This window comes from Streptococcus nasisuis (assembly GCF_040836615.1).
Lineage (GTDB): Bacteria > Bacillota > Bacilli > Lactobacillales > Streptococcaceae > Streptococcus > Streptococcus suis_V.
The window spans coordinates 1,416,328-1,432,533 of the sequence record NZ_CP162268.1 but is presented as its reverse complement, the minus strand read 5'-3'; the positions used below and the strand labels follow the sequence as shown (position 1 = coordinate 1,432,533).

Sequence of the window (16,206 nt, the reverse complement as noted above, 5' to 3'; positions counted from 1 at the left end):
TTTATTTCCTTTCAGGAGTTTCAAATTTTGGCTCTATAATTTCTGTAGTGGGTAAAACCACCGTGGAGATTATGGAGCTTTTTAAGTATATACAAAAAGTCCCATATGACCTATAATGAAAAGCAACCAAACTCACATTAGAAAGGCTCATATGGAACAACTAAATTTTATCACAAATTTTCTCAGAATTAAAGACAAAAATATCCTTATCACTGATGAATATGATATGGGAACTCACTTAGAACTACATGGTCACTTGGATTACACAGCCCCTAAATGTCCTTCTTGTAAGGGACAAATGGCTAAATACGATTTCCAAAAAGCCTCCAAAATCCCCTACCTAGAAACTGCTGGTTATCCACTCCTCATCCGCCTTAAAAAGCGTCGGTTCAAGTGTAAAGATTGCGGAAAAATGGCTGTCGCTGAAACTCCTCTTGTCAAGAAGAACCACCAAATCTCTGTCGCTGTTAACCAGAAAATCGCCCAGTTACTCATCGAAAATCAAGCAATGACACATATTGCACACAGGCTATCTATCTCAACATCATCAGTTAGTCGAAAGCTTAATGAGTTCAAGTTTGAAACAGATTGGAATATCTTACCTGAGGTGATGAGCTGGGATGAATATGGCTTTAAGAAGGGGAAGATGAGCTTTATCGCACAAGATTTCAACTCCCTAAACGTCATTACTATCCTTGACGGAAGAACTCAAGCAACCATCCGAAACCACTTTCTACGCTATCCTAGAAAGGTTAGAAACCGCGTTAAAGTCATCACTATGGACATGTATAGCCCATACTACCAATTGGCTAAACAGCTTTTTCCGCATGCCAAAATCGTCCTTGATCGCTTTCATATCGTACAACACCTTAGCCGTGCTATGAACCGTGTCCGTATTCAAATTATGAATCAATTCGACAGAAAATCGCACGAATACCGTGCTTTGAAACGCTACTGGAAATTGATACAACAAGATAGCCGTAAAATCAATGATAAACGATTTTATCGCCCTATGTTTCGCATGCATTTGACTAATAAGGAAATCCTAGAAAAACTACTGTCTTTTTCAGAGGAACTACGACAACACTATCAACTCTATCAATTTCTCTTGTTCCATTTCCAAGAGAAAAACTCAGATCATTTCTTCAGTCTCATCGAACAGGAAATAGCCACTGTTAATCCTATTTTCCAGACGGTATTTAAGACATTTCTAAAGGATAAAGACAAGGTTTTGAATGCCCTAGAATTGCCTTATTCCAACGCCAAACTGGAAGCTACCAATAATCTCATCAAAGTCATTAAGAGAAATGCCTTTGGTTTCAGGAACTTTGAAAACTTTAAAAAACGAATTTTGATTGCTTTGAACATAAAGAAAGAGAGAACGAAGTTCGTCCTCTCTAGGTGTTAGCTTTTCATCTACCCACTACAGTTGACAAAGAGCCCAAATTTTATGAACAAATTAAGGACAAGTACAACAAAAACCCTTATAGGATAAGGGTTTTCGACGTTATATTATCCACCCTGAGGGAATCGAACCCCCATCTCAAGAACCGGAATCTTACGTGATATCCATTACACTAAGGGTGGAAAGGAAAAACTTGCGCAAGGCAAGTTTTTAATCGAATTACAATTCAATGTCACCGAAAAGGTCTGCCATTGAGAAACCAGTTTGTGTTTCTGGCAATTCGAAGTCACGTTTTTCTTCGCGTTTTTGACGACGTGGACGTGGTGCACGTTTTTCAGCTTTTTCTTCGCCTTCAGCTGCTGCTGGACGCTCTTCCAAAGCCTTGATAGAAAGTGATACACGCTCATCAGCTGCATTCACTTCAAGAACTTTAACAGTAACTTCTTGACCTACTGACAAAGCATCTTTTGGATTTTCAACACGTTTGTGTGAAATTTGTGAGATGTGTACCAAACCATCGATACCTGGCAATACTTCAACGAAAGCACCGAAGTCAGTCAAACGTTTCACTTTACCTTCAATCACATCACCAGCTGCCAATTTTTGCTCAACGCCGTCCCATGGACCAGGCTGTGTAGCTTTCAATGACAATGATACGCGACCTTCAACTTCGTCGATAGCAAGAACTTTAACTTCAACTTCTTCACCAACAGTAACTGCTGATTTAGGAGATACATTACGCTCATGTGACAATTCAGTCAAGTGAACCAAACCATCAACACCACCAAGGTCGATGAAAGCACCGAAGCTAGTGATACGGGCAACTTTACCAGTTACAACTTCACCTACTGATAACTTACCAAATACTTCTGCACGTGCTGCTGCTGCTGATTCTTCAACAACGTCACGACGTGACAAGATGAAGCGGTTTTCTGCTGGATCAACTTCTTTGATTTTAGCATCAAATTCTTGACCTACAAAGCGCTCAGTGTTACGAGTGAAACGGCTATCGATCATTGAAGCTGGGATAAATCCACGAAGACCTTCAAATTCAACTGCAAGACCGCCTTTAACGGCACGAGTAACTTTAACTGTAACAACTTCGTCTTCACGACCAACAAGCTTGTCCCATGCTTTACGTGCTTCCAAACGTTTCTTAGAAACAAGATATGTAACAGTGTCAGTATCTTTCCCTACTACTTGACGAAGCACAAGCAATTCAAGTGTTTCACCAACTTTAACAAGGTCGTTGATATCAGCATCACGGTCGTTTGTCAACTCACGAAGAGTCAATACGCCTTCTACACCAGTACCTGAGATAGCTACATTCGCTTGACCAGCATCAACTGTCAATACTTCTGCAGTTACGACATCACCAGGTGTAACTTCGCTTACACTGTTCAACAAATCTTCAAATTCGTTCATTATAAATAAACCTCCGACAATCGGGCCTCCCGACCCAACATAAAATATATTTTATTAAGGCACACGCAAGGACAACAACAATATGGACATCTTTGACGAATTAGGATAAACCTAATACCTTGACTGGGGTAGCTGGATTCGAACCAACGCATGAGGGAGTCAAAGTCCCTTGCCTTACCGCTTGGCGATACCCCAAAATACACCACTAAGATAACGTTCTGAAATGAACTCGGGCTAAACGCTGTGTAAAAAAGATAAGTTGCCTAGCAAATCAGGATTTGCTGTCAACTTCCTATTTTTACTGTGCGTTTGACGCCCTTAGTATCTTAGATATGGAGAGAGAGGGATTCGAACCCCCGAACCCGAAGGAGCGGATTTACAGTCCGCCGCGTTTAGCCTCTTCGCTATCTCTCCGCGCACTAACATTCACTATTCTACCATAGAATAGTAATAATTACAAGTCTTCTAATTGCTTAAATTGTAATTTTCGATAATATTTGCTACTGCTGATTCCAAAGATTTATAAAAACTATCAACAGCTCCGTTTTTTACCACTGCAAGATTTTTTTCTTCAAATTCAGCAATCTCGCCGATAACTTTTTTTCCGATAACCAAACGATAACCTGAAAATTCTTCTTTATTGACCACAACCTTGCTATCTTCTAGTTGGATTTCAATTTTTTTATCTTTTTTACTCATTTAAAAACCTCACTTTTACTATTCTACAAAAAAATAGAAGAGCATGCAAGTGCAAGCGCTCCTATTTTACTATTTGTTCGGATTTACATTTTTTACTATGATAAACAATTATTTTTTACCTTCCCGATACAATTGCTTTGTCTTGTAGCCTTGTTCTAAAATATCAACCATTTCAGCCAGACGCTTGTTCTGCGTGGCCTCTGTCTTGGCTGAGTAAACATACCTGGCCCAATCTCGTTGATAGCCTGGCGTTAAACTCTGATAAAAGCTCAATTCTTTTGGATGATGTTCCAAAAATCCCTCAATAGCTGCGACCTTATCCAGATAATCGCCTACTCTGGCTGACGATCGACTGCTTGACTGGACCTTTGTTTCTGGTTGGAATTTGACTGCCACCATGGTGTAGTTGTCATCAAGCGCCACCATTCGATTGAACTTGTAGGCTGTGCCCTTGACATAGCCATCCTCATCAGTAACTTCTAGATAGGGAAAAATGTGATCGCGATGAATGGGAGCGTGCCCTAGCTTGTTCTTATTTTTGGGATAGAAGAGATAAAGTTGACCATTTTCAACTAGGAGATGTTGTGCAGATGCCTGCAAAATAATGTTCTTCATCTCCTCTAAGCTATAAACGTAGGCTAGCCCAAGCTCAAGTTTCTCCGCTACTTCTGTCGGAAAGCCATAGCCATCAAAAGCAGTTTCTTCCTCCTGCGCTGGTTTCATCATAGCCACATCTGTGAACTTATCCAACTTTAGCTTTTTCAATAAGGTTTCATCCATGATTTTACTCCCCTTTTTGACGGTGGTATTCAATTGATTTGACCAGAATTTCCTCTAGAACTTCCATATCAATGTCTACCAATTTATTAACATAGACACAACCAACTGCTGCCTTATGCTTGCCCAAACGGTCCAATAGCTCCTGGCGTCCAGGCAGATTTTGATCAATATAAAGACTAATCTTGGCCTGTCTGGCCGCAAAAGCGAGAATGGGTGAATCTCCTTCCGTCCCAGTATCATACTTATAATGGTAGCAACCAAAGCCAATAATGCTGGGATACCAAACGACAGCTTCCTCCTGGCTGATGCGCTGGTGCAATTCTAGTAATTTGTAGGCATCTTCCTGCTTACGGACTGTTTTCAATTCTGCAAACAATTCATGGACCGACTGTCCAGTAGGGGAAAATTTTGACATAGATTTCCTTTCTGATGAGTGGCTCTAATAATATCCAAGGATTATAAAATTTAGTTACAACATTTCCCTAGTTTTATATCCAAGTGTACGTAGACTATCTTGCATCTATTTTCTCATTAATATCTTGTTTTATTTTTGATAGTACAATTGATTTTAAAACTAAATTCTATCCAATATTTGGAATTAAAGAGTGTTTTTGAAAAGGTATCTTGGTCTTCAATTCCAATTTTTCTAAATAATCACATAATTTTTCAGAAAAAATATACTGATCAATCCGATTATCCTCCAAAAAGGAAAATTGAATATACTCTCCAATAAGTAAAGCTTTGATATTCTTAAACTCTATAGAACTGAAATCCATTATAGTTTCTTTTATGAAGTCATTATATTTCATACTCTCTTCCCATTCTATACAATAATTTTTCTTTTATTATATCACATTTCACATCTACTCATTTCCCTTTCACTCCACTTTCAGGGGCAATCATTTAAACGATTTAAAGGTAGTTACGTTTCTATTCCCCAAAACTCCTTGTCAATGGAAACAAACACGTACCCAAAGGGTAAATGGGAATAGAATTGGATAATTTCTAGCTATCACTTCTACTCCCTCTAAAAATTTTCTCACTCTGATACTTCCCCACCCTAAGCTAAAAAGCCTTGTCTCCAAGGCTTTTCAATATGCTTTCATTCAAAGGTTTCTAGGCTTTCACCAGCAGAGCGACTACCTCATAAGGAGGATTGATGGTAAAAACAATCACATTCCGCTTTCGCATCCCTCTCTTTTTAACTTCGGACACCAGAAAAGACGATAGATTTTGGGGTATGATACTCCATTTCTATCGCCTTATATCTTTGAATTCAGTTTTATTCAGTTTTATTAAGTTTCGTTCACCTCGACCAATCTGAATGTCGGAGAAGCATATAAAATTGTATTCCCTTACTAGCTGAAAAAACTTTCTTTTTTCCTTAGAAGTTTAATTATTATTACAAGGGAAATAACCACCTCTAAAACATATACCCCTATCAATACTATAGGCAGAATTTGAACTTCTGCAAGGCTACCGCTGAGCAATATGTAATCCCAAAGAGAATGGAAAATTATAGGGAACAGTATTTTTCGTGTGTCCAAATACATAGCTCCTAAGAACACTCCCATAACAAAGGTTGAGCAAAGTTGTCCCATTAGCTCGGAGACTGATAGACCTCCTATAACATTTATTAAATGTAATGCACAAAATAGCACTGAAGATAGCAGTATGGCAAGAGCCGGATTCATCTTCTTCGCCATTGCACCAAGCAATATCCCTCTGTACATGCCTTCTTCAGCTATTCCAATCAAAGCAGTATCTATTATCAATATAACAAATGCTAAATCCGGACTAAATCCTCTGACAATTGAATATAGTCCAAACCCTACTACAGGGATGAACAAAAGTGCTGAAAATACATAGCTCGGCTTGCTTTCTGAGTGCAAGGTTAATTCATTTTTATTTTTTATGCCGTAGTACAAAACCAATATCGCTAATATAAACATAAACGGCAAAAACTTCCTGCTGAACTCCGTTGAATTATATGGAGTATTTAAGAAATGATTACTGATAAAAAGTCCTATTCCCATTATAATCATATACGCTGTTAATAAAATATAGTTCTTCTTCATATACAACCTCCTGCTTTCATCTATCAAAAAGTACTCCAAGTATTTGCTTGAAGTGCTTTGATTTTGCCTCTAAGTCCACTACAATATAGAGATAGCTATATGTAAGCCATTCTAATTCATCTGACTAATCAATTATTCTTTCTATGGTTCTTACCAATCAATCCAAGCAACATAAGCAAAGCAACAACGCCTGTCACCAAGTAAAAACTAATGTTGGAGCTATCTCCGGTTTCCGGAGCTTTATATTTCTTAACTACCGTAGGAACATTTGCAGGAGGATTAGTTTTGTTATCCTTATCATTTTTAACAGAAAGCTTTATAACGGCTTCACCCTCATCCAAATCTTTTACATTAACTTTTACAGGTTCCTTATTTAAAACATATCCGTTAGGAGCCTTTGTTTCAACCAATATATACTCTTTGTCATAATCCAGCTCATCAATTATAGCCTTACCGTCAGCCCCTGTTGTCACAGTTTTTATAGGTTTACCTGAGCAGAGCCGACTTTTACCAAGAATAAATCAAATGTTGCATTTGCCAATCCCATATTACTTTTCAATATCTTCTTTTTGAAATTTTCTAATCATACCTTTACCATCCAATCTGTTCCATTCTATCAATAATAAATAGTTTTTGCAAGCAGTAACATTAGTCCTGTCCAATACAGAACTAAATCCTTTCAATAATTATTTGTCCAACTTTTTGGGGTCAGTACATTCTAAATCTTTTCTTTTTTATTTGTATCAGAGCGTAAAAATTCTAGCACGTCCTGATAAATAGTTTCTTTATCTCTTTCATTAAGTATTTCATGTCTCATACCTTTATAAAGCTTGCTTTTAATGTTTTTATATCCAAGACTTTTTAAGAATCCTTCTAAACCCTTAAACTTTTCGTTTCCTTGAATAACAGGATCATCTTCTCCTGCTATTAAAAATATTGGTAAAGCAGTGTTTTTTGGTCTCCAGTCTTTGCCATTGTACGCTGATTTTAATAATTTAAAAAGATTGATAAATGCATTTGTAGTAAATATAAAACCACAAAGCGGATCTGCATCGTATTCCTTGACTGTGTCTGGATTAGCGCAAATCCAATCTAGCTGGCTTTCATATCCCTTGCTATATTGACCGGCTGATAAAGAATTAAAAAATTTATTGGGCTTATATTTGCCATAAAAAACACTGCTTATTTTTGCTAAAAATACTGCAAATCCCGCTAATTTATTCTCAGTTGGTGGCCCACATAAAACTATTTTATCAAGCTCGTAATCGTATTTCTTTAAATAATTTCTAGAAACAAGAGTGCCCATGCTATGACTAAATATTGAAATACTTAACGAAGGATATCTTTCTTTTAAGTATTCTGTCACTTGATAAGCATCGTCAACAATAACAGAGCTGTCCTCTGTATAAAAATATCCTAAGTGAGATGAGTCTTTAACGCTAGCTCCGTGACCTCTATGGTCATGAATCGCACAGACATAACCGTTTTGAGCTAAGTAATTCATAAAATCGTAGTATCTTTCTTTATGTTCTGACATTCCATGAACTAACTGAACAATTCCAATAGGATTAGAGCTTGGCTCTATAATAGCAAGTTCGAGCTCCAGTCCATCTCGCTTAGATTTAATTTTTTTAGTAATCATAATTTCACCTACTATCTAATTACAATATAATTATTAATACACTTCGTTTACGCTCGTGACATCAATACTACACTCTCCACATGTGTAGTCTGTTCCTTGAGAATACAATTTTTTATCCTCGTCACTGTTTTGAGGACACAATTTATCTGTTTCTAGTTTAGCATTTTTACGTTTACTTTTAAATTGTTTACCATCCTTGTTTTGAGTTTCACCTGTTTTGAATATTATGGTTAACATTGCAGGATCAATTTCTCCGTCGCTATTAACTCCACCTACAATAATTTTCTCAACAATACTTTCAAAAACTGCACGATCAAACTCCGTAAGCATTTTCTGTGAAGATAGCAAGTGCTTAAACTCAGTTAGTCTTTTCTTTACATCGATTTCTGATTTTAAGGTTGTTTCAATATTTACCTTCTCTTCTGCTAGAAACTCTTTTTCTGAGGAAATTTCATTGTACTTTTCATTGTATATGGTATCGCTAATTTTCCCTTCGAGCCTTAGATTTACAAGATTTTCCTCTTTTTTTAGTAATGTTCGAAGTTTGTTTGTAATCCTTTTTAGTTCCTTATTAAGGCTATTGTCATTCAATTCAGATTCAATCGTTTCAAGTAAGTCTGTCATTAAGTTTTCATTTGAATGATAAAGTTTTCTGTAAGCTTCCATGAAAGCCCCCTCAATAGCGAGCTCTTCTAATCCTTTACTATGCTTACAAAATTTCTTTCCTTTCTTTATCGATGTAACACAGTGACACACAACCTTGCGATAATCTGAACGGCAGTGCCAACTTCTTCTAGATAATATTGAACCACAAAAACCACATTCTAACATGCTACTAAAAGCATACATTTTTGAATAGCGTTCACGCTTGCCATTTACATTTGCAGCAGTCTTCTTATTTCCTGCTCGACGAAGTCTTATCTCCTGAGCTTTCTCAAAGTCTTCTTTAGATATTATAGGTTCATGATTATCTTTGATGTAGTACTTATCTTCTTCACCAAAATTACTTAAACGTCTCTTGCTTATTGGATCCACTGTAAAAGTTTTGCCCATTAGAATATCGCCTTTATATTTTTCATTCTTTATGATTCCTAAGACTGTTGTATCATTCCAATGATCTAATCCTCTCGGCGATTTGTAACCTAGTTCATCAAGTTCCCTTGCAATTACTTTTCCTCCAATACCTTCTAAGTACCTTTCAAAGATATAGCGAACTATTTTGGCTTCTTTTTTATTGATTGAAAGTTGCTTGGTTTCTACATCATAGTCATACCCCAAGCATCCTTGAAACCCTATCAATTCACCACGTTGCATCTTCATTTTTAATCCTTTTTTCACATGAGCAGATGTATTTTCTACTTCTTGCTGTGCAACGGAGCTTAGAATAGTCAAAAGCAATTCTCCATCCATTGTTAGGGTATTCTATATTTTCTTCCTCAAAATATACTCCAATTTGCATATCTTTTAACATTCTGACATATTTCAAAGTATCTAGGGTATTCCTGGTAAATCTAGCAATTGCCTTTGTGACAATGTAATCTATTTCTCCATTTACACAATCATTTATTAATCGTTGAAAATCTTGTCTCTTTCCTACTTGTGTTCCTGAAATCCCCTCATCTGCATAGATACCTGCCAGTTCCCAATCCGACCGCTGAGAGATATAATCTTTATAATGTCTCACCTGAGATTCATAGCTGTTCTTCTGATCTTCGCTATCAGAACTAACTCGGCAATAAGCAGCAACCCTTTTTGACTCTCTTTCGAAATTGTCGCCTCTACGACGAACTAAAGAATCAGCTTTTATTATTTCAACATTATTTTTTTTCATACTGAAATTCCTCCTTTTGATTCTATATTACCGCGTTCAAATCAAAAGGTCAGCTAATTTGTGTACTTAATGCGCAGTCTATTTTTAATTTTTTCATATTCCTTTTTAGTCAACATATTTCTGGAATATAAAAAATTAAGCATTGAAAGTTGCATACTATATTTTACTACTGATTGTTCCAAAACTTACCCTCCTGATAACATGTTACTCTTAGTTATTCTCTGTGGGTATGACTGGTTATATCAATCATGGGAATTTCACCCGCTGTCCTTTTACGTTGGCAGCCTGAACGGTCAGAAGTATCATTATCATTATTTGTGTCATGGCAGATAGGTCACCATCCTATTTTATAGCTGACTAATATCGCTCATATCCTCGCGAATCAAACTAAACTGCTCAACAAATAAGAAAGTCCCACCTTGGTCTATTCAGTTGTCAATGAACAAGCAAGGGAATTAAAATTCTTCCCTCATTTCTAAGAGTGATAATTCGAAGCACTTGTTCCACTATTTTTCAAAAAATTTTTTGAGATTATCTAAGATGCGATTTCTCAAACGAAATAAACTAGTTGTAGACATACCTTGCTCAATAGCTACTTCTCTTATCGTATGTTCTTTAAAATACAGAGCATCAATTATTTCAAACTCCTTGGCAGATAAAGTTAACAAAGCACTGTTTAGTTGCTCTATAAGGAGTTTTGCTTCTACTAATTTCTCTACATCAACAGTAGCATCCGATAGTATATTTTCTAGTGGCAAGCCCTCAAACTCAAGTGAAGAAAATGGTAGTACTCCAAATTTTCTTTCTTTCCTATTAAGATATTTTTCATGATTTACCACTTGCCAATAGCTTTGATAAATTTCTTTAGATACAGGAATTTTTTTACCTTTAACATAGATATAATATTTCACTTTTTCCTCCCTTTATTTTTTTTTATTCATAAAAAGGAGGGGGGCGTATACCTATCATAGTTACTTCTCACTTACTGATTATTTCGAGATTTCTCCCGTCAATATTAGAGTGAAAAGATTTCACCTTTGTTCTAGAAAAACTACATCTACTCAAACAACATTATTGTGGAAGTAACTTTAAAAATTAAAGAAATAAAGCACCTCAATCGAATCAAGTTCTTAAACTGGATTCAACTGAGGTGCTTTACATATGAAGAAACAAAATATTCGATATGTAGCGAATTTATCAATATATGTTAAAATTAATAAAAAAATGATTGTCTCATGGAAAATATTACCATCTAAATATCCCTCTTTTTGTTTTCAAATATCCATATGGTTGTTATTTATCAAGGTTGAGAACATCTGTTAAGAATGGTTTTATTTCTTCTTGTAAGTGGTGTGTGATCATAATGACAGTTAGATCAGGGTTGCTCAATATTTCTTGTTCAATCACCTTAGATGTTTTTACATCAATCGCAGACGTTGCTTCATCCAGTAGTAGTATCGGGTGTTTTCGAATTAAAATCCGTGCCATTGCAAGCCGTTGTTGCTCGCCGCCAGATAAGTCTACCCCAAATTCACCTACCACTTCATCTAAACCTTGTGGCAATTTAGCCACCACATCTGCCATTTTAACTTTTTCAAGTACTCCCCAAAGTTGCTCGTCTGTATATGATTGTCCAAGACAAATATTGTAACGAATAGAGTCTGAGAAAATGAAGAGGGATTGATTGATGTAGCCAATTTGATTTGAAAAATTAACATCTACCTCTGGTGAATATGCTTCTTCGTCTACCAAAATGCGACCTTCTGTTGGTTTAAGACGTCCTAATAATAGCTTGAGCAAGGTTGATTTCCCACTTCCGCTTTTACCAACTAAAGCATACTTCCCACCAGTATCGAACTGAAAATTCAACTGATTGAAAATCTGCTTCGAACCATAAGTGAAACCAACATTTTCAAACTCAACATAACGCTTCACCGTTGGATAGTCTTCTTCCACCGTCTCTGAGATTTCTGTCACAGTATCTAGCATATCTTTTGTACCAATAATTTTCATGTACAAATCCACCAACTGCTCGACAGCTTGTAAAAATATCCCTAGCATAGCTGGAACCGAAACAATAGCACCAATCAGTAACTCTCCTCTACTAATCAAAAATATAGTAAAGGCAAAAATTAACATTTCAAATAGTTTTTCAACACTTTGCAGAGTTAGTCCACCAAATGCTAGATACTTGTTTATGAGAAACTGTTGATTTTCTTTAGCTTCTTGACTTCTTCCAATTTTTTCTGAAAACCGATCAGCCACTCCTAAATTTTTTAATATCTCATAAGCAGATAAATATTCTTTTAATTTTCCTGAGAATTGCCCTGTGCGAACGGATAATGCAGCATATCCATCGCTGATTTTTTTCCCAAACTTTCCACTTATGGAAAAAAGTATAACAGTTGAAACCACAGCAAAAACAACAAATTTCCAACTAATCAAACCTAAAAATACCAAGGAGATGACCGATAAGACTACAGAACTAACAAAACCAGTTATCGGCTCTAATAAGTAGACGGATACGACCTCTAATTGGTAGGTATAGATTGCCAGGTGGTCTCCAATTTCTTTTTGATAAAACTTCTCAAATGGCATCCGCTCAATGTTCTTACTAATCCTGCTCCCCAGATATAATTTCCACTTTCGAGTTAACTTGGCATTGACAATTTTTAACATGGCTCTCAATATTTCAACAACAACTAGGCAGAGAACAAGCCAAATAAGATTGAACCAAACTTGACCAGCTCCAGACAACACCTCATTCAAAATATCTGTCCTTGCATAGACGGTATATACCGCTCCAACCGAGACAATAAAAGTTAAAAAAGCTGATAATAACAAATTAAGTTTATCAATTGAAAGAATCTCAACTATTTTCTTCGTCATCATATACAACCTCACGTTTTCCACTTAATACCGATTCTTTGCCTGTTATTACACCGTAGAACGGCAAAAAATCCTTATATTTATCACCTAAAATATTTTTCCAAAAGGTAAAATTTACTTGCTTGACTGGTCGATTGTAACGTCCTAAACCTGCATTATTAATACAGATTTCTTGTGCTAAATATCCCATGAATAGAATGTAATCTATAAGTTCGTCTTGAATTGGAGGTAGCTTGATTAAAAGCAAAGTATATTGTGAAGCCGTTCTAAAATCTACAAAATAATATTCTCTGTTTAATTCGAAAAACTGAACTATATATTCTCCATTACTATCAGTAAAATATTCACCATTATTATAGAGAACAACTCTTTGTATAATTCCTTTCAGCTGGGAGGCAAAGAGTTTTTTAAAGGATGTTTCCAAATTTATTGCAGGCGTGTATTGATAATTTGTAAAATCGTTATCTAGGTTTATTAGTTTATATCTGTAACTCCCACTAGATCTAAGTTGAAAAAGTCTTTTAACTTCTACCAAATTTTTAAAAGTTAAGTTATCTTCGACTGACTCTCCTTTTTGTATTATGATGTAGCGTTTCATACTTAAGGAATCCACTAAAATTGAAAAACCAAAAATATTGAAAATACATTCAATATTATAAATAATATGACCTAATTCTAACGTAATCAAAGAATTATGTATAGCTCGATAATGTGCAACCTGTATATCTTCTGTTGACAAAAGAACGGAAGCCGCCTCTACCTCCTTTGCTTCTTCATTATAATAGACCTTATATGAATCGTCATTTTCGAAGTATGATAGAAAATGCCCTTTACCTAAACTAATCCACACACGCTCTGGATAATAGGAACGTGCCGATGGAAATGGTTTATGTAATGTATATGGCGAGTACGAATTTCTCGTAATCCTACATGTTTTATTTATGGTAAGAATAGCTCTATCAAACTCATTTAGCTCATTTTTACTTAATGTAAATAAGTAAACCCATGTCTGTGCATTTAAGCGATAGTCTTGAGCGTGCTCTAATATACTGTTCAATGATAGATAGTCACAAAATAAATCTTTTTTATCATATTTCATATTATATCTCCACATATTGATTATGCAATTGGCTGGTAGTTAAAATTATACTTATTTTTTTTAGATTTAAACTCTATGTCAGTACACCCAGTAATCAAAACTTTCGTACACACCAAACCTAAGTCTGCTAATGGTTCATTTGTCATATCTTCAACATATATATTTTTATAATATCTTTTTACCGTCTCAAGCAATTCTAAATACTTATTTATACAACGACGCGACTCGCGATTTTTTATTTCGGTAATCCGCACCTTCTCTATTCCATTTAACATGACAGAAAACTGATTTTTACGCTCGTAATTAGAAAAATATATTAAAATATCATCCAATATGTTATTCGTAATGGAGGGGTGTGTAAAGTTTTTCATTTTTCTATAATAATCTGGTGTGTTCCAAATATCCAAAGTTCTTTTCATTTCAAAAAATGACTTGCTCACAGCTACTTCAATACTGAAATCTGAAGCTAATCCACTCATAGAATACACAAAATTTTTATTGTTTTTGCTTTCCGCCAGACACCATACTGTTTTTATCGAACTATTATCTCTACAATTGACATAGAAAAACCTCACTTGGTAATTTTTACGCTCTAATTCATCAATTAGAAATCTAATCTGATTTACCTGCATATCCAAATCTAGTTCAACTGCTTTTGCATCATTGAACCAAAAATCCATAAAATCTGAACGCTCAATTACCTCTAAACCGCCTCTAATAACAGCATCTTTATAAGAATTACCTACAGCACAACCATTAGAACTTCCACTTTCAACTATCAAATCACTATTTATTTTTGATGCATAGTAAATATACTCGTGTGGGACAATGATTTTATCAGAATTTAATAGGGAAGGGAGTTCTAGAGCCTGTAGTGTACTATTACTTAGTAAATAAGTATTCATAATTTCAAAAAATAAACTATTCTCCTTTGAAATATCATCCAAAGAAACGTTCACAATATTACCTGTTTCTAATGAACACAAACGCTCCATATATTCTATGAACGCAATTGCTTCTGACAGTAAATCTTGTTTTTCTGACATTCCTTCTAATTCTAAGATATTTCTATTTATGAATCCAATAGAGGTTGGACTTTCAATTTTGAAGTAGCTCCATTTTTCTATTTTACCTATTTGTTCCATCACTACCCCGATGCTATAAAAATAATTAGAGAGCGTCCTTTTTTGAATAACTTCATTATACCTTCTAATTCATCAATTGCTATAGCATCGATATCAGTACAGTAGGACAGATATTGAGTTAGTCTATTAGCATCTACACTTGTGAGTGCTAAATACTCTTTTATTACAAACTTTTCATTTAATAATTCAAGCGTTCGTACATGTTTTGATCCATTATGAAATGGAAAAAATTTATTAATTACTGATTTCAGGTTGTTTTCCATTCAAAGTCCTGCTTTCTTTGTATCAGATAATGGAACAACTGACCGAATGAGAAATTCAATTTATCATCAATCTGTTTTATTCGATACATATGTACTCCTTTGTTTTCTATAATAGAGACCTCTAAATCTGGAAAATAAAATGCCAAAATTTGTTTCTCAAAATCACTTAGTGAGGGACGGAATTTAAAATCAATATTAATTAAAGATTCATAAGTTTCATTTAAAGAAAGAATATACAATATATTCTGTATACAATCTTCTATAGTTATACCAATAACCTTGATTTGAGTATCACATATATTTTTATACGTGGCAACAATCATTGGATAGTAAGTCTGAAAATCATAATGAATTTCTGAAAAATAATTGCTGGTCAAAAAATTATTAAAGTTATAACTTTCAAAAATCTTAATCGTATTCTCATATGAATCAAGTGATATCAAAGCAACTTCTTCTTGTTTTATATTCTTAATAAGATTATCACCTGAACACCTCTCAATCACCTCAAGGATATATTCTAAATGTATGTCAAGAATGTCAAAATTTCCAAAAAATGGGTGAATGACCGTGATTTGGAAAATACTATTCCTTTTCGAGTAATATAGCAATACAGGTTTGAATCTTCTGCAATTTGCAGATTGTAATTCCTCTTTTCTATCAATGATTGCATCCTAATTTTTAATTGTGTATTAAGAACATTAAAGGATAGATTTTCCTCCTCCTTTTTCATACACTTCTGGGGTAACTGAACCGCCGAAATTTTTAAAAAATATTCTATTACACTCTTATCGTCAGAGTGACCGGTTGACTTTATATCAAGTAAAACATTACGTAACCTTTTATTTAATTCTTCATCATATACAAGTTTATAATTACGCTCCCCGACTGATATATATATATTATCGTCAGTTTCAGTAATAAAAACACCACGTCGATTCAATTCATACATA

The 16,206-nt window shown here is 35.0% G+C and carries 17 protein-coding genes, 3 tRNA genes and 1 pseudogene; 1 reads left to right on the top strand and 20 read right to left on the bottom strand.

All coding sequences use genetic code 11. The features are described 5' to 3' along the window. Positions 1–151: 151 nt before the first annotated feature. Complete coding sequence (locus AB1F57_RS07245) at positions 152–1,408, top strand: ISL3 family transposase (protein WP_167785830.1); 1,257 nt, start codon at positions 152–154, stop codon at positions 1,406–1,408. Positions 1,409–1,515: 107 nt separating this feature from the next. Here AB1F57_RS07245 and AB1F57_RS07240 read toward each other — a convergent pair. From AB1F57_RS07240 to AB1F57_RS07145, 20 genes and pseudogenes are all read right to left on the bottom strand, one after another. Continuing rightward, positions 1,516–1,587 (bottom strand) — tRNA-Arg (locus AB1F57_RS07240). A gap of 37 nt (positions 1,588–1,624) precedes the next feature. Beyond that, complete coding sequence (gene rpsA / locus AB1F57_RS07235; RefSeq protein ID WP_105111014.1) at positions 1,625–2,830, bottom strand: 30S ribosomal protein S1; 1,206 nt, start codon at positions 2,828–2,830, stop codon at positions 1,625–1,627. Between the two features lie 123 nt (positions 2,831–2,953). Then, positions 2,954–3,025, bottom strand: a tRNA-Gln gene (locus AB1F57_RS07230). 138 nt (positions 3,026–3,163) lie between these two features. Then, a tRNA-Tyr gene (locus tag AB1F57_RS07225) sits at positions 3,164–3,244 on the bottom strand. Between the two features lie 51 nt (positions 3,245–3,295). Then, positions 3,296–3,529, bottom strand: coding sequence for a DUF2969 domain-containing protein (locus tag AB1F57_RS07220; protein WP_105111013.1), 234 nt, complete (start codon positions 3,527–3,529; stop codon positions 3,296–3,298). A gap of 108 nt (positions 3,530–3,637) precedes the next feature. Then, positions 3,638–4,309, bottom strand: coding sequence for a YdeI/OmpD-associated family protein (locus AB1F57_RS07215; protein WP_167785502.1), 672 nt, complete (start codon positions 4,307–4,309; stop codon positions 3,638–3,640). Between the two features lie 4 nt (positions 4,310–4,313). Beyond that, positions 4,314–4,724, bottom strand: a complete 411-nt coding sequence (locus AB1F57_RS07210) for a DUF1801 domain-containing protein (RefSeq protein WP_367985544.1) — start codon at positions 4,722–4,724, stop codon at positions 4,314–4,316. Between the two features lie 166 nt (positions 4,725–4,890). Then, on the bottom strand, positions 4,891–5,118 hold the full coding sequence (locus AB1F57_RS07205) for a hypothetical protein (RefSeq protein ID WP_153056059.1): 228 nt from the start codon (positions 5,116–5,118) through the stop codon (positions 4,891–4,893). 549 nt (positions 5,119–5,667) lie between these two features. Then, positions 5,668–6,387 (bottom strand): CPBP family intramembrane glutamic endopeptidase, encoded by a 720-nt coding sequence (locus AB1F57_RS07200; protein WP_105123376.1) that lies wholly within the window; start codon positions 6,385–6,387, stop codon positions 5,668–5,670. 128 nt (positions 6,388–6,515) lie between these two features. Then, positions 6,516–6,869 carry a prealbumin-like fold domain-containing protein gene (locus AB1F57_RS07195; RefSeq protein ID WP_257105039.1) on the bottom strand — a complete coding sequence of 118 codons (354 nt, stop codon included), beginning with the start codon at positions 6,867–6,869 and terminating at the stop codon, positions 6,516–6,518. Between the two features lie 236 nt (positions 6,870–7,105). After that, positions 7,106–8,029 carry an alpha/beta fold hydrolase gene (locus AB1F57_RS07190; RefSeq protein WP_105111008.1) on the bottom strand — a complete coding sequence of 308 codons (924 nt, stop codon included), beginning with the start codon at positions 8,027–8,029 and terminating at the stop codon, positions 7,106–7,108. Between the two features lie 33 nt (positions 8,030–8,062). Next, positions 8,063–9,860: pseudogene (locus AB1F57_RS07185) on the bottom strand (recombinase family protein). A 53-nt stretch (positions 9,861–9,913) separates the two neighbouring features. Further along, positions 9,914–10,003: a hypothetical protein gene (locus AB1F57_RS07180; RefSeq protein ID WP_306341207.1), complete on the bottom strand. Its 90-nt coding sequence runs from the start codon at positions 10,001–10,003 to the stop codon at positions 9,914–9,916. 363 nt (positions 10,004–10,366) lie between these two features. After that, positions 10,367–10,771, bottom strand: coding sequence for a sigma-70 family RNA polymerase sigma factor (locus AB1F57_RS07175; RefSeq protein WP_167785500.1), 405 nt, complete (start codon positions 10,769–10,771; stop codon positions 10,367–10,369). A 382-nt stretch (positions 10,772–11,153) separates the two neighbouring features. After that, the gene (locus tag AB1F57_RS07170) at positions 11,154–12,752 is read right to left on the bottom strand and encodes an ABC transporter ATP-binding protein (protein WP_209306937.1); all 1,599 of its coding nucleotides are present in this window, start codon (positions 12,750–12,752) and stop codon (positions 11,154–11,156) included. Next, entirely contained in the window at positions 12,730–13,848 is a 1,119-nt protein-coding gene (locus AB1F57_RS07165; RefSeq protein ID WP_167785499.1) for a hypothetical protein, read from the bottom strand. The genes AB1F57_RS07170 and AB1F57_RS07165 overlap by 23 nt, the downstream gene beginning before the upstream one ends. Positions 13,849–13,868: 20 nt before the next feature. Further along, positions 13,869–14,993 (bottom strand): YcaO-like family protein, encoded by a 1,125-nt coding sequence (locus AB1F57_RS07160; protein ID WP_367985543.1) that lies wholly within the window; start codon positions 14,991–14,993, stop codon positions 13,869–13,871. 2 nt (positions 14,994–14,995) lie between these two features. Beyond that, positions 14,996–15,256 carry a hypothetical protein gene (locus AB1F57_RS07155; RefSeq protein ID WP_367985542.1) on the bottom strand — a complete coding sequence of 87 codons (261 nt, stop codon included), beginning with the start codon at positions 15,254–15,256 and terminating at the stop codon, positions 14,996–14,998. Then, positions 15,241–15,759, bottom strand: a complete 519-nt coding sequence (locus AB1F57_RS07150) for a hypothetical protein (protein WP_367985541.1) — start codon at positions 15,757–15,759, stop codon at positions 15,241–15,243. Before AB1F57_RS07150 ends, AB1F57_RS07155 begins: the two co-directional genes overlap by 16 nt. Positions 15,760–15,773: 14 nt before the next feature. Further along, on the bottom strand, positions 15,774–16,205 hold the full coding sequence (locus AB1F57_RS07145; RefSeq protein ID WP_367985540.1) for a hypothetical protein: 432 nt from the start codon (positions 16,203–16,205) through the stop codon (positions 15,774–15,776). Position 16,206 lies beyond the last annotated feature (1 nt).